Genomic DNA, 26,238 nt, shown 5'->3' with positions numbered 1-26,238 from the left:
TAGAGAAGATCGGGCTCTTCCAGGTCGCACGCTTCAGGATCTCCGGCCTGGTCGGCGACCTCTTCGAGGTGCTGCCGGAACTCGAGCAGAAGCTGTAAGGCTACAAGCCGCCACTTTAGGCGCACGATGCGAGCCGGCCCAAGGGCCGGCTCGCTGCCGTTTGGGCGGCGTGTGATAACTTTAGGCTATATTAGCTGAAAACGGTTTTTATTAGCACTGTGCGGCAGAGTCTGCCATCCTAGGGAATGTGGTAAGGGCAAGACCCGATTGAAACCTTTCACGGAGGAGCCAGTATGCCGCATACACTACCCGATTTACCCTATGGCTATGATGCGCTGGAACCGCACATTGATGCCATGACCATGGAGATCCACCACTCCAAGCACCACCAGACCTACGTCAATAACCTCAATGCCGCCCTCGAAGGGACCGGCCTCGAGGAGGTGCCGGTGGATGAGCTGATCGCCAATCTCGACCGGGTGCCCGAAGCGAAGCGGCAGGCGGTCATCAACAACGGTGGCGGCCACTCCAACCACTCCAAGTTCTGGCAGATGATGTCGCCCAACGGTGGCGGGGCGCCCCAGGGCCAGGTGGCCCAGGCCATCGACGGCGAGCTGGGCGGTTTCGACGCCTTCAAGGACGCGTTCACCAAGGCGGCGCTGGGCCGCTTCGGCAGTGGCTGGGCGTGGCTCTCCGTCACCCCCGAGAAGCAGCTGGTAGTGGAGAACACCCTCAACCAGGATAGCCCGCTGATGCACGGCAATACCCCGGTCCTGGGCCTGGACGTCTGGGAACACGCCTACTACCTGAAGTACCAGAACAAGCGCCCGGACTATGTGGCGGCCTTCTTCAACGTCATCAACTGGGACGACGTCGAGCGCCGCTATCAGGAGGCCAAGGCCTGATCCGTTCCCCGCGCCTAGACTGACTCTCGCCAGCCCCGAAGCCCTTGCTTCGGGGCTGTGTCGTTGGTGCCCGGGTCGCGCTCACCGGCCTGGATCGCGACAGGATGCCGGCCTCCCCTTGCCAAGCCGCCGTGGCATGGTAGGCTATGCCGCACTACGCAAATACTAATCACTTTTATTCCGCCCGGCACCCTGGCCGGGCGCCGGTCATGGGAGACCCCGCGTGAGTGATACCCCTCCCTTCGCCGCCCATGGGCGTGCGCTGCTGCTGGGTACGATCCTGGTGGCGCTGCCGGCCGCGGGTGACACCCCGCTGCCCGAGGAGGCGCTGGAGGCGCAGCGGCAGCAGGCCGCCCTGCAGGAACGCATCGATGCCGCCGACGAGGCCACTCGCGAGCAGCTGCGGGAACTGCGCGAGCTGCGCGACGAGACCCGGCGCCTGGCGGAGCACAACGCCGAGCGGGCGCCGCGCCTCGACCGCCTGGCCGAGCGGTTGGAGAGTCGCGAGGCGGCGCTGAATGCGCTGGAAAACACCCGGGAGGCGCTACCCGGCCTCAAGCGCGCCCTGGTGGAGCGCCTGGCGCGCTGGATCGAGCGAGACCTGCCGTTTCTCGTCGAATCGCGCGAGGCGCGCGTGGCGAGCCTGGAGCAGAGCCTCAGCGACCCCGAACTCTCCGAGGCCGACCAGCTCGAACGCATCCTGGGCGCCTGGCGCACCGAGCTCGACTACGGGCGCGAGCTGGATGCCTGGCGCGGCTACCTCGGGAGGGAGGGCGAGCGCCGCCGCGAGGTCGACTTTCTGCGCCTGGGGCGCGTGGGGCTGTACTACCTGACGCCGGACGGCCGCGAGGGCGGCGTGTGGCTGGCCGACGCCCGGCAGTGGGCCTCGCTGGACGAGGCCGAGCGCCGCGAGGTGCGCACCGGCCTGCGCATTGCCCGCGACCAGCGTGCCCCGGAGCTGCTGACCCTGCCGGTTTCCCAGCCCCTGGAGCGGCGCGACGACGAGGAGGGTGCGTCATGAGGCGCATTCGATACTGGCTCCAGGCCGCCCTGGTGGCGATCGCCCTGGGGGGCGCAGCGCTGCCGGCGCTGGCGCAGACCGAGGCATTGACCACGCTGCGCGCCGAGCGGGAGGCCGCCGAGGCCCGCGATCAGGCACGCCTGGCCGAACTGCTCGACGACCGGGCAGCGCTCGAGGCCACCCTGGAGGAGGCGCGAGCGGCGCATGCCGAGGCGGTGGCACGACGCGACGCCCTGGACGAGCGCGAAGCCGCGCTGACGGCCCGCCAGGCCGACCTCCAAGCCCGCCAGGCGGAGCAGGGCGACAACCTGGCCGCGGTGCTCGCCACCCTGACCCGGCACAGCGGGGAGCTGCGCGATGCCTTGAGCGACAGCTGGCTGACCCAGGGGCGTGCGGCGCTGCCGCCGCGACTCGAGGATGTCGAGGTGCTCGAACTCGAGCACCTGGAGGGACTGGCCGACGGCCTGATGGCGTTGACCGTCGAGAGCGGACGGGCGGTGCGGTTCACCGCACCGGTGGCCGGCCACGACGGCGAGGTGACCGCGCAGCCGGTGGTGCGGCTGGGCGCGGTTGCCGCATTTACCGATGCCGACCTGCTGCGCCGGGGCAGCAATGACGAGGCCCTTTCCGTGGTGCCGCGCACCCCGGCGGCGGTGGCCGAGACGCTGGCCGCCTTCCACGCCGGCGAGTCGCAGCGTCTGGCTCTCGATCCCACGCGGGGCGACGTGGTCGCGGCCCTGGCCCAGCAGCCCACCCTGATCGAACGTTTCCACCAGGGTGGGGCGGTCGGCTACGTGGTGGTGGCGCTGGGTGGCCTCGGGCTGCTGGTGGCGCTGGGCCAGTACGCCTACCTGCTGCGGGTCAGTCTGACGGTGCGTCGCCAGCGGCGCGACCTCTCGCGGTTGCGCGACGACAACCCGCTCGGGCGCGTGCTGGCGCGCTTTCGCGCCCTCGAGGCCGACCAGCCGCCGGAGGCTCTGGAGGCTCGCCTGGACGAGGCGGTGCTCGCCGAGCTGCCGCGCCTCGAGCGCGGCCAGCCGCTGGTCAAGCTGCTCGCCGCGGTGGCGCCGCTGCTCGGCCTGCTGGGCACCGTGACCGGCATGATCGTCACCTTCCAGGCGATCACGGTCTTCGGCACCGGCGACCCGCAGCGCATGGCCGGCGGCATCAGCCAGGCGCTGGTCACCACCGTGCTCGGCCTGATCACCGCCGTGCCCCTGCTGTTCGCCCATACTGCGCTGTCGGCACGCAGCCGCCACCTGGCAGGTGCGGTGGAGGGCGAGGCGAGTGCCGCCCTGGCCGAGCATCTGGAAGGGCGCCCCCATGGCGCCTTGGATCTGGCGGAGACGCGTCGCCGTGATTCTGCCCTGGCTTGAGCCCCTCGAACGCCTGATCGAGGCGGGCGGGGTCATCCTGGTGGTGATCGTGGCCGTGGCCACCGTGCTGTTCAGTCTCGCCCTGGAGCGCGTCTGGTACTTTCGCGTCACCTATCGCCGCGCGCGGCGGCGCCTGATCGAGCGCTGGGTGGCGCGCCGCGACCACCTGAGCTGGAGTGCGCGCACCCTGCGCGAGGCCTGGACGCGCCAGCTGATCGCCCGGCTGCGTCGGCCGCTGCCCTGGCTGAAGCTGCTGGTGGCCCTGTGTCCGCTGCTCGGGCTGCTCGGCACGGTCACCGGCATGATCACCGTCTTCGACAGCCTGGCGGTCAGCGATTCCAATCAGGCCCGCGCCATGGCCGACGGCGTGGCGCGCGCCACCCTGCCGACCTTGAGTGGTATGGCCGTGGCGGTGGTGGGCCTGCTGTTCACCAGCCGCCTGGAGCACATCATCCGGCGCGAGGATCAGCGGCTGCACGACCGCCTGGCCCGTGCCCTGGAGGACACCGATGCGTAGACGCCGCCTGGGCGCCGAGTCCGACGAGTCGAACGAAGTCAACCTCACGCCGATGCTCGACGTGGTCTTCATCATGCTGATCTTCTTCATCGTGACCACCAGCTTCATCAAGGAGAGCGGCGTGGAGATCGAGCGGCCCGAGTCGAGCGCGGCAAGCCCGCGTCCCGATGCCCAGGTGATGGTCGCCATCACGCAGGAGGGCGCGGTCTGGGTGGATGGTCAGGCGGTGGACGTGCACCGCGTGGGTGACACCGTGGCCCCCCTGGTCAGCGGTGACGGCAGCGTGGTGATCCAGGCCGACCGCGAGGCGGCCACCGGGCTGCTGATCCAGGTGATGGACCGCATCCGCGAGGCTGGCGTGGAGCAGGTCGCCGTGGCGGCGAGTCGGGGCACGTCATGACCCGCGCGCCCGTCTCGCTGCTCGGGGGTGGGGCGCTGGCGCTGGCGCTGTTCTGGCTGCTGGCCCTGCTGGTGGCGCCGCCGGAGGCGGACATCGAGGTGCTCGAGCCGACGACGCTGAGTCTCGTCGAGGCCGAGGCGCCGACGGAGCAGGCGCCCGCCGAGACGGCGCCCCCCACGTCGCCGCCGCCACCGCCCGCCGCGCCGGAAACGCCGCCGCCCATGCCGGAGCCGGCGCCGCTGGCCGACAGCCCCATTGCGCTGCCCGACCCCGAGCTGCCGGCCGTCGAGCCGCCCCCGCTCGAGCTCGATGCGACGCTGCCCGACCTCACCGAGCAGCAGCCCGAACCGGAGCCCGAGCCGCAACCGGAACCCGAGCCGGCCCCCCAACCGCCCCAGGCGGAACCGGAGCCGGCCACCGAACCGGCCGAAGTGGCCGAGGCGTCGCCCAGCGACAGCCTGGCCGAGGCGACTGCGGCCCCTTCCGCGGCCGCCCAGCAGGAGCCCGTTGACGTGGGCGCCCTGACCCCCACCAACCGTGTGCCGCCGGAGTATCCGGCCAGGGCCCAGCGGCGCGGCATGGAGGGCTATGTCGAGCTGACCTTCGTGATCCGCCCCGACGGCAGCGTCGATCCCGGCTCCATCCAGGTGGTAACCGCGCGCCCGCGCAATGTCTTCGACAAGGCTGCACGCCAGGCGGTGGCGCGCTGGCAGTTCGAACCCGGCAGCGGCCTGCGCCGGGCCCGCCAGCGCCTGGAATTCCAGCTGAGGTGATGCCATGACTCGCTTTCGTTTCCTTGCCGCCCTGCTGCTGTGCCTGGCGATGGCCCCGCCCGTGGCGGCGGCGCCGGCCCTGCCGGGCGACATCATCGCCGACCTGGAGGCGCTCGAGCGTCGCCTCCAGGCGGGCGAGGTTGCAGCCGTCAGTGAGCGATCCCAGGCCCAGGCCGAGCGCCTGGCCGGTGGCAATGCCGCCGATCGCTGGGCCCGGGCGCTCTACCTGCAGCTTGCCGCCAGTGCCTCGGCGCGCGCCGGCCGCGCCGAGGCGGCGGCCGACCGGCTGCGCGAGGCGCGCGACAGCGACGGGGTCGATGCCGAGCGGCGCGATCGCTGGCTGCGACAGGAAGCGGCACTGCGCCTGTCGGCCGGACAGACGGCGCAGGGAGTGGCCCTGCTCGACGACTGGTTCCAGAGTCATGCGGGCGCGCCTGACGATCACTGGCGGATGGCGCGTGCCCTGGCGGAGCTGGAGCGCTGGTCGGCGGCCGCGCGCTGGGTGGAGCGGGCGCTGGCCGATGGCGAGCCGGACGCGGCGCAGCGGGCGTTGGCGGTGGCCGTCTACCGGCGTGCCGGTCAGGACGAGCGGGCCCTCGCGCTGCTGGGCGAGGGCCTGGATGCCGACAGCGACGCTGCGGCATGGCGAGGCGCGGCAGGGCTCGCCCAGCGGCTGGGAGCACCCGGGCAGGCGGCGGCCCTCTGGGAAGCCGGGTGGCGTCTCGGCGTGCTGCGCGGCGGCGAGGATCGCCTCACCCTGGTCAAGCTGCACCTGGCCGGCGGCACCCCGGCCCGCGCGGGCGAGCACCTGGTCGAGGCGCTCGAGGAGGGCGTGCTGGCCGACACCCTGGCCCACCGACGCCTGCTGGCCCAGGCCTGGGAAACGGCACGGGATCGCGAGCGGGCGCTTTCGGCCTGGCGTTACGTCGCCCGGCGCAGCGATAGCGGCGATGACTGGCTGCGCCTGGGCCAACTGGCCCACGGCTGGGGGCGTGACGCCCTGGCGAAACGTGCTCTGGAAACCGCCCTGGCGCGAGGCGCCGAGGCGGCCGAAGCCTGGCTGGCAGTGTTGGAGAGGGAGGAGCCCGGCCGCGATGCCCGGGGAAAAAGGGAAGACTTGACCCAGGTCCCTTGACGTCCGAATTATTAATAATAATGGTTTGCATTTGCGGAAGCGGCTGATAGGCTTTCTTCCGTGGGCAGGAAGCTCCTGCCGTGTTTATCCGCACTGCCAACTCGACGAACAGAAGGGGATACGACATGAAACAGCCGCTGATCGCACTCGCCGTTGCCGGCCTGCTGAGCGCCGCACCGCTGGCCATGGCCGATGAGCAGGAGCGCGTCGATCACTTCGAGGCCAAGTCATCGGAAACCCTGGTGGAAGCGGTGGCCAACTTCACCGAGTACAACGAGAAATTGGCCGCCATTCTCGAGAAGGACGAACTCAGCGACGAGGACATGGGTAACATCCACCAGCTGAGCTATACCATCGAGGAAGCGCTGGCCAAGATCCACACCGACCTGGAGGCCGTGGCTGCCACCCTGGAGGAAGTCCACATCGGCTCTGAAACCGGCGATTACGAGGGCGTCAAGGCCAACGGCGAGGCCTACCTGAAGACGGCCTGGACCGTGGTTCGCTGAGAAATCGCGCCAGCGCCAGGTGATCGGCGGCCGCCCCCTAGGGGCGGCCGCCGGCGTCTTGGCGAGTCACAGGGAGAGGTCGGCCCAGACCGGGGCGTGGTCGGAGGGCTTCTCCATGCCGCGCAGATCGTAGTCGATGCCCGCTGCCGTGACGCTGTCGGCCAGGGCCGGCGTGACCAGGATGTAGTCGATGCGCAGGCCGCGCTTGGGGTCGCGCTCGAAGCCGCGGGAGCGGTAGTCGAACCAGCTGAAGCGGTCGTCGACCTGGGGGTGGCAGAGCCGGTAGCTGTCGGCGAGACCCCAGCGCTTGAGTCGGGCGAGCCAGTCGCGCTCTTCGGGCTGGAAGCTGGTCTTGCCCTCGCGCAGCCAGCGCTTGCGGTTGGCCTCGCCGATGCCGATGTCGATATCCTCGGGGGAGATGTTGAAATCGCCCATCACCGCCAGGCGCTCGTCGGGGCGGTGGTGCGTCTCGAGCAACTGGGATAGCTGGGCATAGAAGGCCCGCTTGTGGGGGAATTTCACCGGGTGCTCGACGTTCTCGCCCTGGGGAAAGTAACCGTTGTAGACGGTCAGCGGCGCGCCCTCGGCCGGGCGCAGGCGCACGCCGATCAGGCGGCGCTGGGCTTCTTCACCGTCGTAGGGCAGGCCGTAGTAGACCGCTTCCGGCTCGCCGCACTGGGCCGTGTCGATCATCAGCGCCACGCCGTAGTGCCCCTTCTGGCCGTGGAAGGCGACCCGGTAGCCCAGCGCCTCCACCGCCTCGCGGGGGAACTCGCTGTCCTGCACCTTGGTCTCCTGCAGGCCGATCACCGCCGGACGGTGGGTCTCCACCAGGGCCGAGAGCTGGTGAGGGCGGGCCCGCAGACCGTTGATGTTGAACGACACCAGGCGCATCAGTCGGTCTCCTTGTCGTCGTGCGGCGGATGGATGGGGATATCCTGACCGTCCTGCTGCCGTGCCTGCTTGCGCGCCGCCTGCAGCTTGCGCTGCTGACGCTTCTTCTGGGTAAAGCGGCGCGACGAGGTCACCTCGTCGGGGTTCTCGTGACGCCACTTGCGGTAGTCCTTGCGCCGGCCGGTACGGATGGTCACCTTGTCGGCCAGCGAGCGGGTCTTCTTGCGGCGGGTCATCGGCCGGACTCCTGAACGTGTCGAATGCCAAGCGGGAGGGCATTCTACCAGCCTCGACCACCGGACGCGCCCTCGTCGCGCGAGGCTGGTACAATGCCCGCCGAACGAGGCTTTCCATCCACTGTTACGGACAAGACACACAGCCTATGAGCGAGTCGGAACAGACCACAGCCCCGGCCCAGAATCGCAAGCCGAAGCGTCGGCGCCGCAAGCCGCGCCGTCGCCAGTCGAACTGGGACCTGCGCCAGTTTCAGGTGCCTGCCGTGGCGGGCAAGTGGCGCTTTCACGACTTCGACCTGCCGCTGCCGCTGATGCGCGCCATCCATGCGCTGGGCTTCGAGTACTGCACGCCGATCCAGGCGGAAGCCCTGCGCCATACCCTGCTGGGTGGCGACGTGGTCGGCAAGGCCCAGACCGGCACCGGCAAGACGGCCGCCTTTCTGATCTCGATCCTCGCCTACTTCCTTGAGGAGGAGACCCCGGACGGCCAGAAGCCCGGCGCCCCGCGGGCGCTGATCGTGGCGCCGACCCGCGAACTGGCGCTGCAGATCGAGAAGGACGCCAAGGCCCTGGCGCGCTTCACCTCACTCAACGTGGCAAGCGTCGTGGGAGGCATGGACTACCAGAAGCAGCGCGACAACCTGGGCAAGAACCTCGACATCCTGGTGGCTACGCCCGGACGGCTGCTCGACTTCCACGAGAAGCGCGACGTCGACCTCACCCAGGTGGAGATACTGGTGCTCGATGAGGCGGATCGCATGCTCTCCATGGGCTTCATCCCCGACGTCAAGCGCATCATCCGCCACACGCCCAAGAAGGAGGAGCGCCAGACCTTCCTCTTCTCGGCGACCTTCTCCCAGGACATCCTCAACCTGGCGAACCAGTGGACCCATCAGGCGGAGTACGTGGAGATCGAGGTCACCGTCGAGAACCAGGCCGACATCGATCAGCGCGTCTACCTGGTCAGCGACGACGACAAGCAGAAGCTGCTCGTCAAGCTGCTCCAGCAGGAGGATTTCGACCGCGTGATGGTGTTCGGCAACCGCCGCGACCTGGTGCGCAAGCTCGACGAGTTGTTGCGCAAGGCGGGCATCAACGTCGCCATGCTTTCCGGCGACGTGCCGCAGAACCAGCGCATCAAGACCCTGGAGTCCTTCCGCGAGGGCGAGATCCAGGTGTTGGTGGCCACCGACGTGGCGGGGCGCGGCATCCATATCGAGGACGTCAGCCACGTGATCAACTACACCCTGCCGGAGGATCCGGAGGACTACGTGCACCGCATCGGGCGCACCGGACGTGCCGGCGCCAAGGGAGTGTCGATCAGCTTCGTGGGCGAGGAGGACGCCTTCTCGCTGCCCGAGATCGAGCGCTACATCGGCGACAAGCTGCCCTGCGAGCACCCGCCTGAAGGGCTGCTATAGGCCACGCATGCTTGACGAAGCCCTGAAGGGCGAGATCCAGGGTGCCTACCGCCGCGTGCTGGACGCACTGGAACTCACTCCGCGCTACGGCCAGCGGCTGATGATCGCCGAGATCGCCCGCACCCTGGGCGGCATCACCGCCGACGAGGCGGGGCGACGCACCTCGGACGAGCACGTCTGCGTGCTCGAGGCGGGCACCGGCACCGGCAAGACGCTCGCTTACCTGCTGGCCGCGCTGCCGGTGGCCCGAGCTCACGGCAAGCGACTGGTCGTCGCCACCGCCACGGTGGCGCTGCAGGAGCAGGTGCTCCACCAGGACCTGCCGGCGCTCAAGGCACACAGCGGTCTCGACTTCGATTTCGCCCTGGCCAAGGGGCGCGGCCGCTACCTCTGCGTGGCCCGTCTCGAGCAGGCCCTCGACGGCGTGGCCGACAATCCCACGCTGTCACTGTTCGAGCAGAGCCTCGCCACTCGAGGAGGCGACGACTTCCAGGTGCTGGTGCAGGAGATGGCCGACGCCTATGGCAGCGGCCGCTGGCCCGGTGACCGGGACAGCTGGCCCAACGCCATCGAGGATGCCGACTGGCGCCGCCTGACCATCGATCATCGCCAGTGCACCAACCGGCGCTGTGGCCACTTCGGCGCCTGCGCCTTCTTCCGCGCCCGTCGCGATCTCGACAGCGCCGACGTCATCGTCGCCAATCATGACCTGGTGCTCGCCGACCTGGCCCTGGGCGGGGGCGTGGTGCTGCCGTCGCCCGGCGACTGCATCTACGTCTTCGACGAGGGGCACCACCTGCCCGACAAGGCCCTGCAGCACTTCACCCACCGCGTTGGGGTGAGCGGCGCGCTGCGCTGGCTGGGTACGCTGAAGAAGTCGCTCACCGAGCTCAACACGGCGCTGGCCGTGCAGCCGACCCTGGCGCGCCTGCTGGCCGGCCTGCCCGAGCTGATCGCCGCGCTGGAGCCGCGCCTGGGCGAGGCTTTCGCGCTCGGCCACCAGCTGGCCGGGCGGCCGGAGGGGCTGGGCGACGGCGAGGAGAGCAGGGTTCACCGCTTTGCCATGGGGCGCGTACCCGATGCCCTGCGCGACCAGGCTGGCGCGCTGGTCACGGCCTTCGCCGAGCTCTCGCGCACGCTGGAGACGATGAGCGACATCCTGCGCGAGAGCCACGACCCCGACAAGCACACCGGCCTGGCCCGCGAGCAGGCGGAAGCTTGGCTGCCGCTTATCGCCCTGCTGCATGGCCGCGCCCTGGAGGCCCACGCGCTGTGGCAGGCCTACGCTGAAAGCGACGCGGAGGGCGAGGCGCCGCGGGCGCGCTGGCTGGTGCTCGAACGTCAGGGTAGCGACGCCGAGCTGACGTTTGCGGCGAGCCCGGTCTCCGCCGCGCCGACGCTGGCGCGCACCCTGTGGGGTAGCTGCTTCGGGGCGGTGGTCACCTCGGCGACGCTCACCGCTCTGGGGCGCTTCGAACGCCTGCAGGAGCGCGCCGGCCTGGCCAACCGCTACCGCTATCAGCGCCTGCCGAGCCCCTTCGACTACTCCCAGGCGGTTCTCAGCGTGCCGCGCGAGGCGGCGGACCCAGCCGACCGCGAGGCCCACGAGCGAGCGATCGTTGATTTCGTGGTAAGCCTGGCTGACGACGAGGCGGTGCTCATGCTCTTCTCGTCGCGCGCGCAGCTGCGCGCCGTGGAGAAGGCGCTGCCGGGCGCGCTCGTCGAGCGGGTGCTGGCCCAGGATCGGCTACCCAAGCGCGAGCTCATCGCGCGTCACCGCGCGCGGGTCGACGCGGGGGAGGGCAGCGTGATCTTCGGCCTGGCGAGTTTCGCGGAAGGCATCGACCTGCCCGGCGACTACCTGACCCACGTGGTGGTCACTCGGCTGCCCTTCGCGGTCCCCGACGATCCGGTGGGGGCGACGCTGGCCGAGTGGATCGAGAGCCGTGGCGGCAATCCCTTCATGCGCATCAGCGTGCCGGATGCCTCCATTAAACTGGTCCAGGCCTGCGGGCGGTTGATTCGCAAGGAGGCCGACCGCGGGCGCATCACCCTGCTGGATCGCCGGGTGCTGACGCGACGCTACGGCCGCGCGCTGCTCGATGCCCTGCCGCCCTTCGAACGCGAGATCGACGGGGTGCGGCAAGTGCCCTGACACACAACGGCCCGCCGGAGGCGGGCCGTTCAGGCAGAGGGGCGAAGGAAGGCTCAGGCGTCGGTGCGCCGCTCGGCCAGCACCGGGGCGAGCTTCTGCGCCATGCGCGTCATGGCCTGCTCGGTAGTGTCCCAGTCGATGCAGGCGTCGGTGATGGAGACACCGTACTGCAGGTCGTCCAGGTTGTCGGGAATTTTCTGGTTGCCCCAGCCGATGTGGGATTCCACCATGAGGCCCATGATGGAGCGGTTGCCCTCGAGGATCTGATTGGTGACGTTTTCCATCACCAGCGGCTGCAGGGCCGGGTCCTTGTTGGAGTTGGCGTGCGAGCAGTCGATCATGATGTTGGGCTGCACGCCCGCCTTGCGCAGTTCCTGCTCGGCCAGTGCCACGCTGACGCTGTCGTAGTTGGGCTTGCCGTTGCCGCCGCGCAGCACCACGTGGGCGTAGGCGTTGCCGCGGGTGCGGATGATCGCTACCTGGCCGGCCTGGTTGATGCCCAGGAAGTTGTGCGGGTGGGCCACCGACTGCAGGGCGTTGACCGCCACGTCGAGGCTGCCGTCGGTGCCGTTCTTGAAGCCCACTGGACTCGACAGGCCGGAGGACATTTCGCGGTGGGTCTGGGACTCGGTGGTGCGCGCGCCGATGGCCGACCAGCTGATGCAGTCCTGCAGGTACTGCGGCGAGATGGGGTCCAGGGCCTCGGTGGCCAGCGGCAGGCCCAGCTCGGAGAGCTCGACCAGCAGCCTGCGTGAAATGTGCAGGCCCTGCTCGATCTCGAAAGAGCCGTTGATGTGCGGGTCGTTGATCAGCCCCTTCCAGCCCACGGTGGTGCGGGGCTTCTCGAAATAGACGCGCATCACGACATACAAGCTATCCTTCACCTCATCGGCCAGGCGACGCAGGCGACGTGCGTAGTCCAGGGCGGCATCCACGTCGTGGATGGAGCAGGGGCCGATCACCACCAGCAGGCGCGGGTCGCTGCCGTCAAGGATGTTCTGGATGGTGCGGCGCCCCTCGATCACCGTGCGCTCCGCGGCCTCGCTCAGGGGAATTTCCTCCTTGAGGGCCTCGGGCGTGACCAGGACATCCTGGGAGAGAACGTTGAGGTTGCTGACCTGCTGATCGGACATGGGTGCTACCTGTATCGTGTCGTGATGCGTTGATGGCAAGTTATCCGCCTACTATCGCTCGCCGATGAGGCAAAAATCAATTGGATGGGGAACCGCAAGGTGCGCCGGTCGGTCACAGCGCGGGCATCGGCATGGGCACGGCCGCTTGATGCGCAAGCGAGAAACAGGAACACTTGCCGTTTCCAGAAACGGCGATATTCAGGGACATGAGCTGCCGCCGGGCAGCAGGTTGAGACCATGCATGCAGACTTTGTTGCGACGCCCCGCCACTCCGTCACGCCGCGCCAGGATCTCTCCCGGTCGGGGAGGGTGTGAATGGGCAACCGTGAAACCGATCAGCAACTCGTGGAACGCGCCCAGCAGGGGGACACGCGCGCCTTCGATCTGCTGGTGAAGAAATACCAGCACAAGATAATCGGCCTGATTGGCCGTTACGTGCAGGACCATGCCGAGGTGCAGGACGTGGCCCAAGAGGCGTTCATCAAGGCGTATCGGGCACTCGGCAAGTTTCGCGCCGAGAGTGCCTTCTATACCTGGATGTACCGCATCGCCATCAATACGGCCAAGAACCACCTCGTCTCCAAGGGACGCCGCCCCCCCGGCAGCGACCTGGACATCGTCGATGCCGAGGTCGTCGACCACAGCGGTCGGCTGGCCGATATCGAGACGCCGGAAGCCGCGATCGCCCGCGACCAGCTCGAAGAGGCCGTCTTCGAGGCGATCGAGAAGCTCCCCGACGACCTGCGCACCGCCATCACGCTGCGCGAACTCGACGGCCTCTCCTACGAGGATATCGCCAACATCATGCAGTGCCCGGTGGGCACAGTGCGTTCGCGGATCTTCCGTGCCCGTGAAGCGGTGGATCAGCACATCCGCCCGCTGGTCACGACCTCGCGAACCCGCGAGTCGGTGGCCGATTGATGATCCAGTGCAAGGTTTTTGCACGCTTGCTGAACTGTCAGCCGTGATTGGCGTCAGATGCAGTGATCGATAGACAAGCAGGTCGGTTTTCGGTATTCCCGAGGGTGATGGCACGCCCGGTGTGCAGGGAATATGGGGAATTCATCGTAGCCAAGGCATCGGCCTTGTGGATGTGAGGACGTGAAGAATGAGTCAGAACGCACGGGAATCGCTTTCTGCCCTGATGGACAGCGAAGGTGATGATCTCGAGCTGCGCCGGGTCCTGAAGTCGCTGGAGGACGAGCCCGACGCCGCGGACGCCTGGCGACGCTATCATTTGATGCGTAGCCTCTTGCGGCGGGATCATGACATCGATGTCAGCACAGACCTCTCGGCCGGCATCCTGGCCCGCCTTGAGGAGGAGCCGGTTCCTGCGCCGGCGGCGCGCACCCCGTCGCCGCGTCGCTCCCTGCCGCTGGCCCGCGGTGCCGGCATTGCGGCGGCGGTGACCCTGATGGTGATCAGCGGCGTGCAGTTCTACAACGGCAGCGGGTTTGGCGGTGGTCAGCCCGAAGTCGCCGATACGCGTGCCGATGCACCGGCTTCCGTCGACACCGTGGCGGGGCAGCGTCGCTTCTCCCTGCCGGCTGCCTCCGGCCAGGCCGCCCAGGTGGGCCTGCCGCTCTTCGGTACCCCGCCGTCGGTCAGCGATGGGCCTTCCTTCCTCACGCCGGTGGGCAGCGACTTCGACAGTCCGCTGTTTCTGTCACCCAGCCTGCGCCAGTCGGCGAGTCGCGATCAGGAACAGGCGCGACTGCTCCAGACCTACCTGGACCGCCATGCGGAAGGGGCTGCCTATCGCAGCGGCGACGCCTGGATGCCGCTGCTGCGCGCCTCGGGTAGCGAGACCCTGGGACAGCCCTGATGCAGGCCGGGCGCACAGCGTGGCGTCTGGCGCTGCTCGCTTCACTGGCGCTGGTCGGGTCGCTGGCCCTCACGGCCTTCGCCCAGGAGGGCCCCGACGATTCCGAACCGCGGCACTTCGACTGTGCCCAGATAGCGGATTGGGAAACACCTGACTCGGCCAGGGCCTGGTATGAACGCAGCCTGTGGGCCAGCCACTGCTATGTGTTTCAGGCACGTGCGGTGCGCATCAGCTTGGATGGCGTGCGCACCGTGGCGCTCTCCCATGACGTCCAGGACGGCGTCGAGCGCCAGGTGGCGCGCTTTCTGGATGGCCCACCGGTGGTCTTCGAACGGCGCGGACGTATCGGCCGGCTGACCTGGACCGATGAGGGGGCCGAAGCGCCAGCCTCACCGGCCGGCATCGCGGCCCATCTTGAACGCTTCTACCGGCTCAGCCTTGGCGGTGAGGCGCGTATCGCCAGCCGGCGAGTGGTGCGACTGGATCTCGAGCCACTCGACGATCACCGCTATGGCCATCGGTTTTGGCTGGATCGCCAGACGGCACTGCCCCTCAAGCAGCAGCTCGTCGATGAGCAGGGGCGTGTGGTGGAGACCTTCCAGTTCACCGAACTCCAGCAGCCCCAGCTGCACGAGGGCAGTGTGATGCTGGATGAACGCCGCGCCTCTCCGCCTCTGGCGTGGCGCCCCGCCTGGCTGCCCGACGGTTTCATCGCCCAGCCCGTGGACACCCGCAGCCGTCGCCACGGCGGGCGCGTGGAGCACCGCATCTACAGCGACGGCCTCTCGACCCTGAGCTTGTTCGTGGAACCGCTCGCGGAGGAGCGCCAGCGGCTGATCCCCGGCCTGCACCGCCTGGGCATCTCGCTGGCCGTGGTGCATCACCTGCGCCGCGCGCAGCAGCCGATGCAGGTGGTCGTGATGGGGGAACTGCCGCCCCAGGTGCTGATCCGAGTGGCGGAAAATCTCGCCTGGGACACCTCGGGCTCGGCCGAGTAATGGAACCGCTGGAGCCAGCGCGGGTCGAGAAGGGCAAGTTGTCGCCGCTGTCGCGGTGGCTGACGTGAACCTTTTTCGTGGGACACGGTTATCAACTCGACGCCGGTGAGACGTACTGGCGTGACCTATTGGATACCTTGACGCAGGAGCTTTTCATGAGGCCAACAACGCGATACCTCTCTTTGTGGGTTCTGCTGGCTGCCCTGCTGCTGGGCTGGCAGTCGGCCACGGCGCAGGAATTGCCGGACTTCACCGAGCTGGTGGATGAAGTTTCCCCGGCGGTGGTGAACATCTCCACCTCGCGCACCATCGAACGCCGTGACCCTTTCCAGGGTTTCGGGGGGCAGGAGATCCCCGAGATCTTCCGCCACTTCTTCGGTGAACGCTTCCCCATGCCGCCCGGAGGCGGCGGCGGGGGCCGCAGCGAGGAGCGTCAGTCGCTCGGCTCGGGCTTCATCATCAGCGAAGACGGCTACATCATGACCAACGCCCACGTGGTGCAGGAGGCCGACGAGATTCTCGTGCGCCTCAGTGATCGCCGCGAGCTCGAGGCGGAACTGGTGGGGGCCGACGAGCGCACCGACGTGGCGCTGCTCAAGGTCGACAGCAGTGGCCTGCCCACCGTACGCACCGGCGACTCCGACGGACTCCAGGTCGGGCAGTGGGTGGCCGCCATCGGTTCGCCCTTCGGCTTCGAGCATTCGGTCACCGCTGGCATCATCAGTGCCATCAACCGCACGCTGCCCCGCGACGCCTACGTGCCCTTCATCCAGACCGACGTGGCCATCAACCCGGGCAATTCCGGCGGGCCGCTGTTCAACCTGGATGGCGAGGTGGTCGGCATCAACTCGCAGATCTTCACCCGCAGCGGCGGCTTCATGGGGCTCTCCTTCGCGATTCCCATCAACGTGGCCATGGACGTGGCCGACCAGCTGCGCGACGAGGGGCGCGTTCAGCGCGGCTGGCTCGGGGTGATGATCCAGCCGGTGTCTCGCGACCTGGCCGAGTCCTTCGGCATGGACAGCCCTCAGGGCGCCCTGATCGCCGATCTCGACCCGGAAGGTCCGGCGGCCCGTGGCGGCCTGCAGGCCGGCGATATCATCCTCGAGGTGAATGGCCAGGAGGTCGACCGCTCCAGCACCCTGCCGCGGCTGATCGGGCGCATCAACCCCGGCGAGGAAGCGGAGCTGACCATCCTGCGCGACGGCCGGGAGCGCACCGAGACGATCACCATCGGCGACTGGCCCGAGACCGAACAGGCGTCCGCTGGCGGCAGTCCCAGCGAGCCCAGCGCCCAGGCGCGCCTGGGCATCGCCGTCGAAGGGCTGGACGATGCCGAGCGCGAGCAGCTGGGCATCGAGGGCGGCGTGATGGTCAGTGACGTCGACCCGCGCGGTGCGGCTGCCGCGGCGGGCATCCGGCCGGGGGACGTCATCGTCAGCCTCGACCATCGCCTGGTGGAAAGCCCCTCCCAGCTGGCCGAACTGGTCGGCTCGCTGCCCTCGGACCGGGCCGTGCCCGTGCGCCTCTACCGCGACGGCCGCTCGCTCTTCGTCGCTCTGCGCCTCGCCGAGGAGTAGCCGATCGGGCCCTGGCTGCCCGGTGCCAATGACGCCTCGCCGCCCAGCGGCGAGGCGTCGCTGTTGTGGGGCCTTGGACGAGGCGCGCTGTCCAACCCCGTGCCATGCCGGTACAATGCGCGCATCTCTCTCGACGCGCCTGGCGGGGTGGCAAGCAAGCCCGCAAGGCGGCGCGTACACGACCCAGGTTCTATCGCATGGCAACCACAGAAGAGCGCAAAGTCATCAAGGGAATACGGAACTTCTCGATCATCGCCCACATCGACCACGGCAAGTCCACCCTGGCCGACCGCCTGATTCAGACCTGCGGTGGCCTGACCGAACGCGAGCTCAAGGAGCAGGTGCTCGATTCGATGGATCTCGAGCGCGAGCGGGGCATTACCATCAAGGCGCAGTCGGTCACGCTGGACTACCACGCCCAGGACGGCAACACCTACCAGCTCAACTTCATCGACACCCCCGGTCACGTGGACTTCTCCTACGAGGTCTCGCGCTCGCTCTACGCCTGCGAAGGGGCGCTGCTGGTCGTGGATGCGGGGCAGGGCGTCGAGGCGCAGTCGGTGGCCAACTGCTACACGGCGATCGAACAGGGTCTCGAGGTGCTGCCGGTACTCAACAAGATCGACCTGCCGCAGGCCGACCCCGACAAGGTTTCGCACGAAATCGAAGAGATCATTGGCCTCGACGCCACCGATGCCTGCCAGGTTTCCGCCAAGAATGGCATCGGCATCGAGGCGCTGCTCGAGCGCCTGGTACGCGACATTCCGCCGCCCAAGGGCGACACCCAGGCCCCGCTGCAGGCGCTGATCATCGACTCCTGGTTCGACAACTACCTGGGCGTGGTGTCGCTGGTTCGGCTTTTCGACGGCACCCTGAAGAAGGGCGACAAGATCCGCATCAAGTCCACCGGTCGCGACTGGCAGGCCAACGAGGTGGGCATCTTCACGCCGCTGCGCAAGGAAACCGGTGTCCTGCGCGCCGGTGAGGTGGGCTTCATCGTCGCGGGCATCAAGGACATCCACGGGGCTCCAGTGGGCGACACCATCACCCACGCCAAGACGCCCGACGTGCCGCGCCTGCCCGGTTTCCAGAAGGTCAAGCCTCAGGTCTACGCCGGCATGTTCCCGGTCAGCGCCGACGACTATGAGGACTTCCGCGACGCCCTGGAGAAGCTGGCGCTCAACGACGCTTCCCTGGAGTACGAGCCCGAGAACTCCGACGCCCTGGGTTTCGGCTTCCGGGTGGGCTTTCTCGGCACCCTGCACATGGAGATCATCCAGGAGCGCCTCGAGCGCGAGTATGACCTGGACCTGCTCACCACCGCGCCCACCGTGGTCTACGAGCTGGCGATGAAGAACGGCGAGGTTCTCTACGTCGCCAACCCCTCCAAGCTGCCCGACATGGCCGATGTGGAGGAGATGCGCGAGCCCATCGTGCGCGCCAGCATCCTGGTGCCCCAGGACTTCGTCGGCAACGTCATCACCGAGTGCGAAGGCCGGCGCGGGACCCAGCTCGACATGCAGTTCCTCGGCAGCCAGATCCAGCTCACTTACGAGCTGCCCATGTCTGAGGTGGTGATGGACTTCTTCGATCGCCTCAAGTCGATCTCCAAGGGCTATGCGTCCCTGGAGTACAACTTCGAGCGTTTCGAGGCGGCGAGGCTGGTACGCCTCGACGTGCTGATCAACGGCGACCGCGTCGATGCCCTGGCGGTGATCATCCACCGCGATCACGCCCATTCCCGCGGCCGCCTGCTGGTCGACAAGATGAAAGAGCTGATCCCCCGCCAGATGTTCGATGTGGCCATTCAGGCGGCCATCGGCGGCCAGGTAGTGGCCCGCTCCACGGTCAAGGCGCTGCGCAAGAACGTCACCGCCAAGTGCTACGGCGGCGACGTGACGCGCAAGAAGAAGCTGCTCGAGAAGCAGAAGGCGGGCAAGAAGCGCATGAAACAGGTGGGCCGGGTGGAGATTCCCCAGGACGCCTTCCTCGCCGTGCTCAAGGTCAACGACTAGGAACCGACGCAACATGGATTTTTCTCTTCTGCTGGTGATCGCGGTAGCGCTCACCGGAGTGATCTGGGGGCTTGACCTGATGTGGTGGCGTCCGGCACGGCGCCGCCGGCTGGCCACCGTCGAGGCCGGTACCACCGAGGGGCTGAGCGAGGCGGCCCGCCACAAGGCGGTCAAGGAGCCCTGGCCGGTCGACTACGCCCGCTCCTTCTTCCCGGTGCTGTTGGTGGTGCTGCTGCTGAGAAGCTTTTTGGTCGAGCCGTTCCAGATCCCTTCCGGCTCGATGCGCCCGACGCTGGAGGTGGGCGACTTCATCCTGGTCAACAAGTTCGCCTACGGGCTGCGCCTGCCGGTCACCAACACGCAATTCGTCGAGCTGGGCGAGCCCGAGCGCGGCGATGTCATGGTGTTCCGCTTTCCCAACGAGCCGGCGGTGAACTTCATCAAGCGTGTGGTGGGCCTGCCCGGCGACCGGCTGCGCTACGAGGACAAGCAGCTCTATATCAACGGCGAGCCGGTGCCCAAGCAACTGCTCGATCCCGCGCCGCCGGGCGAGCCCGACGAGTGGCTGCTGGAGGAGCAACTGGGCGAGCTCAGCCACCGAATCTACAATAATCCCCGGGATCCGGGGCCGCGGGTGCGCGAGGTGGTGGTGCCGGAAGGCCACTACTTCACCATGGGCGATAATCGCGACCACTCCAACGACAGTCGCTACTGGGGCTTCGTGCCGGAGGAGAACATCGTGGGGCGCGCCTTCGCCGTGTGGATGCACTGGGATGGCGGCCTGCCCAGCTTCACCAGCGTGCGACGCATCCATTGACATCGGCCGTGAACGTGGCCGGGGCGGAGCTGATGCTCCGCCGTATCAACCGCAGACTAGCAGGAGCCTCGTGAGCCATTCTCTTATCGCCTTCAGCCGACGGATCGGCCATGACTTCAGCGACATCTCGCTGCTGGAGCTGGCCCTGACCCATCGCAGCTTCGGCGGACAGAACAACGAACGTCTCGAGTTTCTCGGTGACTCCATCGTCAACTTCGTCATTGCCGAGGCGCTCTACCAGCGCTTTCCCCAGGCTCGGGAGGGGCAGCTGTCGCGCCTGCGCGCGCGCCTGGTGCGCGGCCAGACACTGGCCGAGCTGGCCCGGGAAATGGCCTTCGGCGAGTGTCTGCGGCTGGGGTCGGGCGAGATGAAAAGCGGCGGCCACCGTCGCGACTCCATCCTCGCCGATGCCGTCGAGGGGGTGATCGGTGCCATCTACCTGGATGCCGGCATGGACACCGCCCGGTCGCGGGTGTTGGCCTGGTACGCCGAGCGCCTGGAAGCGATCGACCTGCAGGATACCCAGAAGGACCCCAAGACCCGCCTGCAGGAGTTCCTGCAGTCGCGCCAGGCGTCTCTGCCGCGCTACGAGGTGGTGTCCGTCGAGGGCGAGGCCCACGACCAGACCTTCACCGTCGAGTGCCACGTGGAGCTGCTCGAGGCCTGCACCCTGGGGACCGGCTCCAGTCGCCGCCACGCCGAGCAGCAAGCCGCCGACAAGGCGCTGGTCCGGCTCGACCCGCGCGGAGGGCTGCGCACATGAGCGAGACTTGCGGCTTCGTGGCCATCGTCGGGCGCCCCAACGTGGGCAAGTCCACCCTGATGAATCGCCTCCTCGGCCAGAAGGTGTCGATCACCTCGCGCCGGCCCCAGACCACCCGCCATCAGGTGATGGGCATCAAGACCGAGGGCGAGGCGCAGTTCATCTACGTCGACACGCCCGGCATCCACATCCTGGCCAAGGATCGCAACAAGGCGATCAACCGCTTCATGAACCAGGCAGCCACCCAGGCGCTGCGCGACGTCGACTGCGTGGTCTTCATCATCGACCGCACCCGCTGGAGCGACGAGGACCAGGTGGTGCTCGAGCGCCTCGAGCACGTCACGGCGCCGGTGATCCTGGCCGTCAACAAGGTCGACCGCCTCCAGGACAAGCGCGCCCTGCTGCCGTGGCTCGAGAGCGTGGGCGCGCGGCGTGACTTCGCCGCCATCGTGCCGATCTCCGCCAAGCACGGCACCAACCTCCCCGAGCTCGAGACGGAGGTGGCCAAGCACCTGCCGGAGAGCCCGCACTACTTCCCCGACGACCAGATCACCGACAAGAGCCAGCGCTTCCTGGCCGCGGAGCTGGTTCGCGAGAAGATCATGCGTCAGCTCGGCGACGAGCTGCCCTACCAGATGACGGTGGAGATCGAGGAGTTCCGCGACGAAGGCCGGGTGGTGCACATCAGCGCCCTCGTCCTGGTGGAGCGTGCCGGTCAGAAGAAGATCCTGATCGGCGAGAACGGCGAGCGCATCAAGGCCATCGGCCGCGACGCGCGACTCGAGATGGAGCGTCTGCTCGGCGCCAAAGTGATGCTCAACCTGTGGGTCAAGGTGAAGCGCGGCTGGTCGGACAATGAAAGGGCCTTGAAGAGCCTGGGCTACGACTTGGAATGAGCCAAACCTGCCTGCGCTCGCCCATACTGCGTTAAAAACCGTCTCGATATGCTCATTTACAGATTCGTAAACTCCGCTATCTCGACGTTTTTTGCCTTGTCTGGCCTTCGCTCGACGAGGTTTGAACGCATTCCAGGCTCCGCATAATGCAGCCGCAGCCCGCCTTCCTGCTGCACAAGCGCCCCTACCGCGAGACCAGTGCGCTGGTCGACCTGCTCACCCTCGAGCACGGGCGGGTGCGGGCGGTGGCCCAGGGCGTGCAGCGCCCTGGCTCTCGCTCCCGCGGGCGGCTGCAACCCTTCTCGCCGTTGCACGTCACCTGGGTGGGCGAGGGCGAACTCAAGCGCCTGCGGCTGATGGAGAGCGGTGGGGCAGCGGCGATGCTCGCCGGCGAAGGCTTGCTATGCGGGCTCTACGCCAACGAACTGCTGACCCGCACGCTGCCGCTGGAGCTGCCGGTGGCCGAGGTGTTCGCCCACTACACGGCACTGCTCGAGGCGCTGCCGCGGCCCGAGGCCCGGGCGCCGGGGCTGCGGCGCCTGGAGGTGGCGCTGCTCGAGGCGCTGGATGCCGCCCCGCGCTTCACCGACCCGCAGGGTGGCGAGCTCGACCCCCAGCGCCGCTACCGTTTCGATGCCGCGTCCCGCGCCTTCGTCGTGGCCGATCCGGGCCTCGACGGGCGCACCCTTCGCCTGCTGGCCAGCGGCGGCTGGGATGAGCCGGGCCTGGCCGGCGCGGCCAAGGCGGTGACCCGGGCGGCGCTGGCGCCGCTGCTCGGTGCCCGGCCGCTGCGCTCCCGGGAGCTGATGCGCCAGCTTGTCGAGCGGCGTCGTTCACCGTCACACTGACCTTTTCCCATCGTGCTGCTGGAGAGTCCCATGCACCCCCCGCGCCTACTGCTCGGCGTCAACATCGACCACGTTGCCACGCTGCGCCAGGCCCGCGGCACCCGCTATCCCGACCCGGTCCAGGCCGCGCTGCTGGCCGAGGAGGCCGGTGCCGACGGCATTACCATCCACCTGCGCGAGGACCGCCGGCATATCCAGGAGCGCGACGTGCGCCTGCTGGCCGAGACGCTCAATACCCGCATGAACCTGGAGATGGCGGTCACCGACGAGATGATCGCGCTGGCCGAGCAGGTGCGCCCAGCCCATGTCTGCCTGGTGCCGGAGAAACGCGAAGAGCTGACCACCGAGGGGGGGCTCGACGTGGCCGGCAGCCTCGGCGCCGTGGCCGACGCCTGCCGGCGGCTGGCCGCCGCGGGCTGCGAGGTGTCGCTGTTCATCGACCCCGATCTGACCCAGATCGAGGCAGCGGTGAAGGCGGGCGCGCCGGTGATCGAGCTGCACACCGGTGCCTATGCCGAGGCGACAGGCGAGACCGCACGTCGCGAATACGCGCGGCTGTGCCGGGCCGCCGAGCAGGCGCTGGAGCTCGGGCTCACCGTCAACGCCGGCCACGGGCTGCACTACCATAACGTCGAGGCGATCGCCGCCATCCCCGGCATCAACGAGCTCAATATCGGCCATGCCATCGTGGCGCGTGCGCTGTTCGTGGGCCTCAAGGAAGCGGTGGCGGAGATGAAGCGGCTCATCATCGCCGGCCAGGAGGCGGGGCTGGTGGCCGCCATCGAGGCCCATGATCACGACCATGACCACGACGACCACGACCACTGAGCCATGATCATCGGCATCGGCACCGACATCGCGCGAGTGGCGCGTTTCCAGGCGGGCATGGTGCGTCATGGGCCACGCTTCGCCCGGCGCTTGCTCAGCGAAGCCGAGTTCGACCGCTTCAACGGCCATTCCCAGCCCGCCAGCTACCTGGCCAAGCGATTCGCCGCCAAGGAGGCCTTCGTCAAGGCCCTGGGCACCGGGCTGCGTCGGGGCATGCGCTGGAGCGAGATCGCGGTGGTCAACGACGCCCTCGGCCGGCCGTCACTGGTGCTGTCTGGCAAGGCTCACGAGGTGGCCAAGGCCGCCGGCGTCAAGGCGCTTCACCTGTCGCTCTCCGACGAGGCCGAGCTGGCCCTGGCCATGGTGGTGCTCGAGGGCTGAGCGGGGCTTGAGGGCTGTGTGGCGTGCCAGCCGCGCAGGCGGGCCATGGCATCGAACAGCTCCGTCATCAGGGCATCGACCGCGGCCAGTCCCCGGGATTGCAGGCGCGTCTCCAAGGTCTCGGCGATCAGCGCCAGCTCCGGGGCGCCGCAGTAGCGGCAGGCGCCGTTGAGGGCATGCACGGCATCGAGCAGAGCCTCCTCGTTGCCAGCGGCCAGGGCGTCGCGCATGGCTGCTTCGCTGGCCGGCAGGGAGCGGGCCAGCTCGTCGAGCAGCTCCCGGGCCAGGGCTTCGCTGCCGTTGGCCAGGCGGGTACCGAGTGTGAGGTCCACCACCTCCAGCCCCTCGCCGGCAGCGCCCTCGTCGGCAGCGACCTCGTCGGGCGAGTCGGGCAGGGGCAGGGCGGCTGCCTGGCTGGGGGGCAGCGTTGTCAGGTGGTGGCGCAGCAGCGCCTCCAACTGGTGGCTCTCCACCGGCTTGACGAGCACGTCCTGCAGGCCCGCCTCGCGCAGCCGCTGGCGATCCGGCGCCAGGGCGTGGGCCGTCACCGCGATCACCGGGCAGCGAGTCCAGGTGCCGCCCAGACGGCGCAGGGCCTGGGTCGTCTCGACCCCGTCCAGTCCCGGCATGCGGATGTCCATCAGCACCAGGTCAAAGTATTCGCCCTCCGCCAGGGCCAGTGCTTCCTCGCCGCTCGCCGCTTCTTCGACGGCGAGCCCCGGGCGGGTCAGCAGTTCGCGCAGCAGACGGCGGTTGCTGGCGTTGTCGTCCACCACCAGCAGACGCAGGGAGTGCCGCTCGGGCGGCGCTGTGAGGCCTTGTCGCGCCAGGCGGTGCAGGGCATCGGCGAGCTGGTGGCGGGCCAGCGGCTTGCACAGCATCTCGCTGCCTTCGGGCAGGGTCAGGTGGGGGAGTTCCAGGGGGCTGGCATTGACCAGCAGCAGCGTGGGGGCCTGGCACTCGGCCAGCTTGGCCTGCCAGTTGCAGCGAGCCGCCGACGTCAGCGGTGCCGGCAGGGTGGCCACGACCAGGGCCGGCGGTGGATCGGCCTCGCCGAGGCTGGCCACCTCGACGACCCGCGCGCCCCAGTGGCGCAGCAGGTGGGCCAGGGCGAAGCGGGTCGACGCATGGGGCTCGTAGAGGGCGACGCGCTCGCCGTGGAACAGCGGCTCCGACAATGACTCGGCCCTGGCGAGGCTTTCCAGCGGCAGGGTGAAGAAGAAGACGCTGCCCTGGCCCGGCTCGCTCTCCACGCGGATCTCGCCGCCCATCTGCTCCACCAGCTGGCGACTGATGGCCAGGCCCAGGCCGGAGCCGCCGTAGCGTCGCGTATGCCCCGGGGTGGCCTGGCGAAAGGCCTGGAAAAGCTCGCGCTGCTGCTCGGGGGTGAGGCCGATGCCGGTGTCGCTGACCCGGCAATGCAGCATGATCTGGCCGCTGGGTGACGGGTCATCGACCATCACCCGCACGATCACTTCGCCGCGTTCGGTAAACTTCAGGGCGTTGTGCACCAAGTTGGTGAGCACCTGGCGGATGCGCAGGGGGTCGCCGCGCAGCGGGGAGGGCACGTCGTCGTAGACCAGCCCGAGCAGCTCGAGATGCTTCTGGTGCGCGAGCGGCGCCTGCAGGCCCAGCACCTCGTCGACCAGCGTCACCATGTCGAACTCGGTGCGTTCCAGTTCCAGGCGTCCCGATTCGAGGCGCGAGAAGTCCAGCACGTCGTTGACCAGGGCGAGCAGGTTGTCACAGGCCAGCTGCACCTGGTCGAGCCACTCGCGCTGACGCGGCTCCAGCCGCGAGCGACCCAGCAGGCGACAGAAGCCGACGATGCCGTTGAGCGGGGTGCGGATTTCGTGGCTCATGCTGGCGAGGAATTCCGACTTGACGCGGCTCGCCTCCAAGGCGCGACGGTGGGCCAGGTCGAGCTCGATGTTCTTGACCTCGATGGTCTCCATCGATTCCTGCAGCTCGGCGGTGGTCTGCTGGATCTGGCGCTGCATGTTGTCGCGGGACTGCTCCAGGGTGTCGCTCAGGGCGTTGATGCGACGAGCGAGGCGGTTGAGTTCCGGCGACCCCTGGGTCGCGTCTAGCGGAGCGGGGCGACTCCCCTTGGCGAGGAGGTGCAGTGCCTCGGCGGCATCGTTCAGGCGAGCGTCCAGGCGGCGGCCCAGGCTGGTGCCGAGCACGAAGAGCAGTAGGCCGAGCACCAGCAGGCCCAGGCCGGTGCTCGTCAGGTGGCGGTAGAAAGCGAGCGTCAGGTGGCGGGTGTCGATGCCGAGCGCCAGCCACCCCGCGCGGGGGGCACCATCCCGACCGTCGTCGGCGCGCAGGGGCAGGACGAGTCGCCAGACATCGCCGCCGGTGTCCAGGTGGCGCTCGGCGTTCGCCGGGACAGTGAACGTGCTGTTGCGGGAACCCAGTTCGAGCAGCGGCTCCCCTGAAGGATCGTGGACCCTGACGTGGCGCACGTCGTCGAGGGCCAGCAGGCGATGCCCCAGCGTTTCCAGGCGTGACGAATCGGCCGCGGTCAGCGCCTCGGCCAGCTGCGGGGCCTGCAGCTCGGCCGCCGTGACCAGACGCTTCTGCAGGGCCGCCTTGCGCCACTGGGTGTCCTGGTGGAGAGCGATGACGGCCACCAGGGCCAGCACCGCTAGCGGCAGGCAGACAATCCACAGGGCGAGGCGGTTGCCGAGCGACATTGCAGCTTCCTTGGTCGGGACAGGGGGTGGCGCCTCCAGTATGCCACAGCTCGGTGGCTGGCCTGTCCAGTGGATGGCCCCCCGGATATAATGTTGCAATGCCCTTTTCCTAAGGA

Annotated in this window: 25 protein-coding genes; 21 read left to right on the top strand and 4 right to left on the bottom strand. The window is 68.6% G+C overall.

Annotated elements, in window-relative coordinates; translation table 11 throughout:
* Positions 1–293: 293 nt before the first annotated feature.
* The 8 genes from FEF15_RS14310 (at position 294) to FEF15_RS14275 (ending at position 6,633) form a co-directional block, all read left to right on the top strand.
* Positions 294–905, top strand: a complete 612-nt coding sequence (locus FEF15_RS14310) for a superoxide dismutase (RefSeq protein WP_163559846.1) — start codon at positions 294–296, stop codon at positions 903–905.
* Positions 906–1,128: 223 nt separating this feature from the next.
* Positions 1,129–1,926 (top strand): DUF3450 domain-containing protein, encoded by a 798-nt coding sequence (locus FEF15_RS14305; RefSeq protein ID WP_240454184.1) that lies wholly within the window; start codon positions 1,129–1,131, stop codon positions 1,924–1,926.
* Entirely contained in the window at positions 1,923–3,302 is a 1,380-nt protein-coding gene (locus FEF15_RS14300; RefSeq protein ID WP_163559845.1) for a MotA/TolQ/ExbB proton channel family protein, read from the top strand. The genes FEF15_RS14305 and FEF15_RS14300 overlap by 4 nt, the downstream gene beginning before the upstream one ends.
* Positions 3,250–3,819, top strand: a complete 570-nt coding sequence (locus FEF15_RS14295) for a MotA/TolQ/ExbB proton channel family protein (RefSeq protein WP_163559844.1) — start codon at positions 3,250–3,252, stop codon at positions 3,817–3,819. The genes FEF15_RS14300 and FEF15_RS14295 overlap by 53 nt, the downstream gene beginning before the upstream one ends.
* Positions 3,812–4,219 (top strand): biopolymer transporter ExbD, encoded by a 408-nt coding sequence (locus FEF15_RS14290; protein ID WP_163559843.1) that lies wholly within the window; start codon positions 3,812–3,814, stop codon positions 4,217–4,219. The genes FEF15_RS14295 and FEF15_RS14290 overlap by 8 nt, the downstream gene beginning before the upstream one ends.
* Complete coding sequence (locus FEF15_RS14285; protein ID WP_163559842.1) at positions 4,216–4,992, top strand: energy transducer TonB; 777 nt, start codon at positions 4,216–4,218, stop codon at positions 4,990–4,992. The genes FEF15_RS14290 and FEF15_RS14285 overlap by 4 nt, the downstream gene beginning before the upstream one ends.
* Before the next feature lie 4 nt (positions 4,993–4,996).
* Positions 4,997–6,127 (top strand): hypothetical protein, encoded by a 1,131-nt coding sequence (locus tag FEF15_RS14280; protein WP_163559841.1) that lies wholly within the window; start codon positions 4,997–4,999, stop codon positions 6,125–6,127.
* 125 nt (positions 6,128–6,252) lie between these two features.
* A complete protein-coding gene (locus FEF15_RS14275; protein ID WP_163559840.1) occupies positions 6,253–6,633 on the top strand; it encodes a DUF6746 family protein in 381 nt (126 codons plus the stop codon).
* A 66-nt stretch (positions 6,634–6,699) separates the two neighbouring features.
* On the opposite strand, the gene xthA is transcribed toward FEF15_RS14275, so the two are convergent.
* Both xthA and FEF15_RS14265 read right to left on the bottom strand, forming a co-directional pair.
* On the bottom strand, positions 6,700–7,527 hold the full coding sequence (gene xthA / locus FEF15_RS14270; RefSeq protein WP_163559839.1) for an exodeoxyribonuclease III: 828 nt from the start codon (positions 7,525–7,527) through the stop codon (positions 6,700–6,702).
* A complete protein-coding gene (locus FEF15_RS14265; RefSeq protein WP_163559838.1) occupies positions 7,527–7,763 on the bottom strand; it encodes a hypothetical protein in 237 nt (78 codons plus the stop codon). Before FEF15_RS14265 ends, xthA begins: the two co-directional genes overlap by 1 nt.
* A gap of 146 nt (positions 7,764–7,909) precedes the next feature.
* Between FEF15_RS14265 and rhlB the strand changes: the two genes are divergently transcribed.
* Positions 7,910–9,184, top strand: a complete 1,275-nt coding sequence (rhlB, locus tag FEF15_RS14260) for an ATP-dependent RNA helicase RhlB (protein ID WP_163559837.1) — start codon at positions 7,910–7,912, stop codon at positions 9,182–9,184.
* 7 nt (positions 9,185–9,191) lie between these two features.
* On the top strand, positions 9,192–11,339 hold the full coding sequence (gene dinG / locus FEF15_RS14255) for an ATP-dependent DNA helicase DinG (RefSeq protein WP_163559836.1): 2,148 nt from the start codon (positions 9,192–9,194) through the stop codon (positions 11,337–11,339).
* A 53-nt stretch (positions 11,340–11,392) separates the two neighbouring features.
* Here the strand turns inward: dinG and FEF15_RS14250 are convergent, their stop codons facing one another.
* On the bottom strand, positions 11,393–12,472 hold the full coding sequence (locus FEF15_RS14250; protein ID WP_163559835.1) for a 3-deoxy-7-phosphoheptulonate synthase: 1,080 nt from the start codon (positions 12,470–12,472) through the stop codon (positions 11,393–11,395).
* A 315-nt stretch (positions 12,473–12,787) separates the two neighbouring features.
* Between FEF15_RS14250 and rpoE the strand changes: the two genes are divergently transcribed.
* The 11 genes from rpoE to acpS all read left to right on the top strand — a co-directional run bounded on the left by rpoE (position 12,788) and on the right by acpS (position 23,423).
* Complete coding sequence (rpoE, locus tag FEF15_RS14245) at positions 12,788–13,393, top strand: RNA polymerase sigma factor RpoE (RefSeq protein WP_163559834.1); 606 nt, start codon at positions 12,788–12,790, stop codon at positions 13,391–13,393.
* A 187-nt stretch (positions 13,394–13,580) separates the two neighbouring features.
* Complete coding sequence (locus FEF15_RS14240; RefSeq protein WP_163559833.1) at positions 13,581–14,297, top strand: RseA family anti-sigma factor; 717 nt, start codon at positions 13,581–13,583, stop codon at positions 14,295–14,297.
* Positions 14,297–15,295, top strand: coding sequence for a MucB/RseB C-terminal domain-containing protein (locus FEF15_RS14235; protein ID WP_163559832.1), 999 nt, complete (start codon positions 14,297–14,299; stop codon positions 15,293–15,295). Before FEF15_RS14240 ends, FEF15_RS14235 begins: the two co-directional genes overlap by 1 nt.
* 155 nt (positions 15,296–15,450) lie before the next feature.
* Positions 15,451–16,875 carry a DegQ family serine endoprotease gene (locus FEF15_RS14230; protein WP_163559831.1) on the top strand — a complete coding sequence of 475 codons (1,425 nt, stop codon included), beginning with the start codon at positions 15,451–15,453 and terminating at the stop codon, positions 16,873–16,875.
* Positions 16,876–17,072: 197 nt separating this feature from the next.
* Positions 17,073–18,890, top strand: a complete 1,818-nt coding sequence (lepA, locus tag FEF15_RS14225; RefSeq protein WP_163559830.1) for a translation elongation factor 4 — start codon at positions 17,073–17,075, stop codon at positions 18,888–18,890.
* A gap of 13 nt (positions 18,891–18,903) precedes the next feature.
* Positions 18,904–19,707, top strand: coding sequence for a signal peptidase I (gene lepB, locus FEF15_RS14220; RefSeq protein ID WP_163559829.1), 804 nt, complete (start codon positions 18,904–18,906; stop codon positions 19,705–19,707).
* A gap of 70 nt (positions 19,708–19,777) precedes the next feature.
* A complete protein-coding gene (gene rnc, locus FEF15_RS14215; protein WP_163559828.1) occupies positions 19,778–20,470 on the top strand; it encodes a ribonuclease III in 693 nt (230 codons plus the stop codon).
* Positions 20,467–21,366 carry a GTPase Era gene (gene era, locus FEF15_RS14210; protein ID WP_163559827.1) on the top strand — a complete coding sequence of 300 codons (900 nt, stop codon included), beginning with the start codon at positions 20,467–20,469 and terminating at the stop codon, positions 21,364–21,366. The genes rnc and era overlap by 4 nt, the downstream gene beginning before the upstream one ends.
* A gap of 146 nt (positions 21,367–21,512) precedes the next feature.
* On the top strand, positions 21,513–22,214 hold the full coding sequence (gene recO, locus FEF15_RS14205) for a DNA repair protein RecO (protein ID WP_163559826.1): 702 nt from the start codon (positions 21,513–21,515) through the stop codon (positions 22,212–22,214).
* Between the two features lie 30 nt (positions 22,215–22,244).
* The gene (pdxJ, locus tag FEF15_RS14200; RefSeq protein ID WP_163559825.1) at positions 22,245–23,042 is read left to right on the top strand and encodes a pyridoxine 5'-phosphate synthase; all 798 of its coding nucleotides are present in this window, start codon (positions 22,245–22,247) and stop codon (positions 23,040–23,042) included.
* Positions 23,043–23,045: 3 nt separating this feature from the next.
* Positions 23,046–23,423 carry a holo-ACP synthase gene (gene acpS / locus FEF15_RS14195; protein ID WP_163559824.1) on the top strand — a complete coding sequence of 126 codons (378 nt, stop codon included), beginning with the start codon at positions 23,046–23,048 and terminating at the stop codon, positions 23,421–23,423.
* On the opposite strand, the gene FEF15_RS14190 is transcribed toward acpS, so the two are convergent.
* A complete protein-coding gene (locus FEF15_RS14190; RefSeq protein ID WP_163559823.1) occupies positions 23,363–26,122 on the bottom strand; it encodes an ATP-binding protein in 2,760 nt (919 codons plus the stop codon). The two genes, acpS and FEF15_RS14190, sit on opposite strands and share 61 nt — an antisense overlap.
* Positions 26,123–26,238: the final 116 nt, after the last annotated feature.

It is taken from the genome of Halomonas sp. NO4, assembly GCF_010994375.1.
Classification (GTDB): domain Bacteria; phylum Pseudomonadota; class Gammaproteobacteria; order Pseudomonadales; family Halomonadaceae; genus Halomonas.
Note: the sequence above shows the minus strand (reverse complement) of the source record. Positions and strands in the feature narration are given on the sequence as shown.

Bases quoted from the DNA above. Each gene is read 5' to 3' on its own strand.
- FEF15_RS14310 (WP_163559846.1), top strand. From the start codon at position 294: ATGCCGCATACACTACCCGATTTACCCTATGGCTATGATGCGCTGGAA.
- FEF15_RS14300 (WP_163559845.1), top strand. From the start codon at position 1,923: ATGAGGCGCATTCGATACTGGCTCCAGGCCGCCCTGGTGGCGATCGCC.
- FEF15_RS14295 (WP_163559844.1), top strand. From the start codon at position 3,250: ATGGCGCCTTGGATCTGGCGGAGACGCGTCGCCGTGATTCTGCCCTGG.
- FEF15_RS14290 (WP_163559843.1), top strand. From the start codon at position 3,812: ATGCGTAGACGCCGCCTGGGCGCCGAGTCCGACGAGTCGAACGAAGTC.
- FEF15_RS14285 (WP_163559842.1), top strand. From the start codon at position 4,216: ATGACCCGCGCGCCCGTCTCGCTGCTCGGGGGTGGGGCGCTGGCGCTG.
- FEF15_RS14280 (WP_163559841.1), top strand. From the start codon at position 4,997: ATGACTCGCTTTCGTTTCCTTGCCGCCCTGCTGCTGTGCCTGGCGATG.
- FEF15_RS14275 (WP_163559840.1), top strand. From the start codon at position 6,253: ATGAAACAGCCGCTGATCGCACTCGCCGTTGCCGGCCTGCTGAGCGCC.
- xthA (WP_163559839.1), bottom strand. From the start codon at position 7,527: ATGCGCCTGGTGTCGTTCAACATCAACGGTCTGCGGGCCCGCCCTCAC.
- FEF15_RS14265 (WP_163559838.1), bottom strand. From the start codon at position 7,763: ATGACCCGCCGCAAGAAGACCCGCTCGCTGGCCGACAAGGTGACCATC.
- rhlB (WP_163559837.1), top strand. From the start codon at position 7,910: ATGAGCGAGTCGGAACAGACCACAGCCCCGGCCCAGAATCGCAAGCCG.
- dinG (WP_163559836.1), top strand. From the start codon at position 9,192: ATGCTTGACGAAGCCCTGAAGGGCGAGATCCAGGGTGCCTACCGCCGC.
- FEF15_RS14250 (WP_163559835.1), bottom strand. From the start codon at position 12,472: ATGTCCGATCAGCAGGTCAGCAACCTCAACGTTCTCTCCCAGGATGTC.
- rpoE (WP_163559834.1), top strand. From the start codon at position 12,788: ATGGGCAACCGTGAAACCGATCAGCAACTCGTGGAACGCGCCCAGCAG.
- FEF15_RS14240 (WP_163559833.1), top strand. From the start codon at position 13,581: ATGAGTCAGAACGCACGGGAATCGCTTTCTGCCCTGATGGACAGCGAA.
- FEF15_RS14235 (WP_163559832.1), top strand. From the start codon at position 14,297: ATGCAGGCCGGGCGCACAGCGTGGCGTCTGGCGCTGCTCGCTTCACTG.
- FEF15_RS14230 (WP_163559831.1), top strand. From the start codon at position 15,451: ATGAGGCCAACAACGCGATACCTCTCTTTGTGGGTTCTGCTGGCTGCC.
- lepA (WP_163559830.1), top strand. From the start codon at position 17,073: ATGGCAACCACAGAAGAGCGCAAAGTCATCAAGGGAATACGGAACTTC.
- lepB (WP_163559829.1), top strand. From the start codon at position 18,904: ATGGATTTTTCTCTTCTGCTGGTGATCGCGGTAGCGCTCACCGGAGTG.
- era (WP_163559827.1), top strand. From the start codon at position 20,467: ATGAGCGAGACTTGCGGCTTCGTGGCCATCGTCGGGCGCCCCAACGTG.
- recO (WP_163559826.1), top strand. From the start codon at position 21,513: ATGCAGCCGCAGCCCGCCTTCCTGCTGCACAAGCGCCCCTACCGCGAG.
- pdxJ (WP_163559825.1), top strand. From the start codon at position 22,245: ATGCACCCCCCGCGCCTACTGCTCGGCGTCAACATCGACCACGTTGCC.
- acpS (WP_163559824.1), top strand. From the start codon at position 23,046: ATGATCATCGGCATCGGCACCGACATCGCGCGAGTGGCGCGTTTCCAG.
- FEF15_RS14190 (WP_163559823.1), bottom strand. From the start codon at position 26,122: ATGTCGCTCGGCAACCGCCTCGCCCTGTGGATTGTCTGCCTGCCGCTA.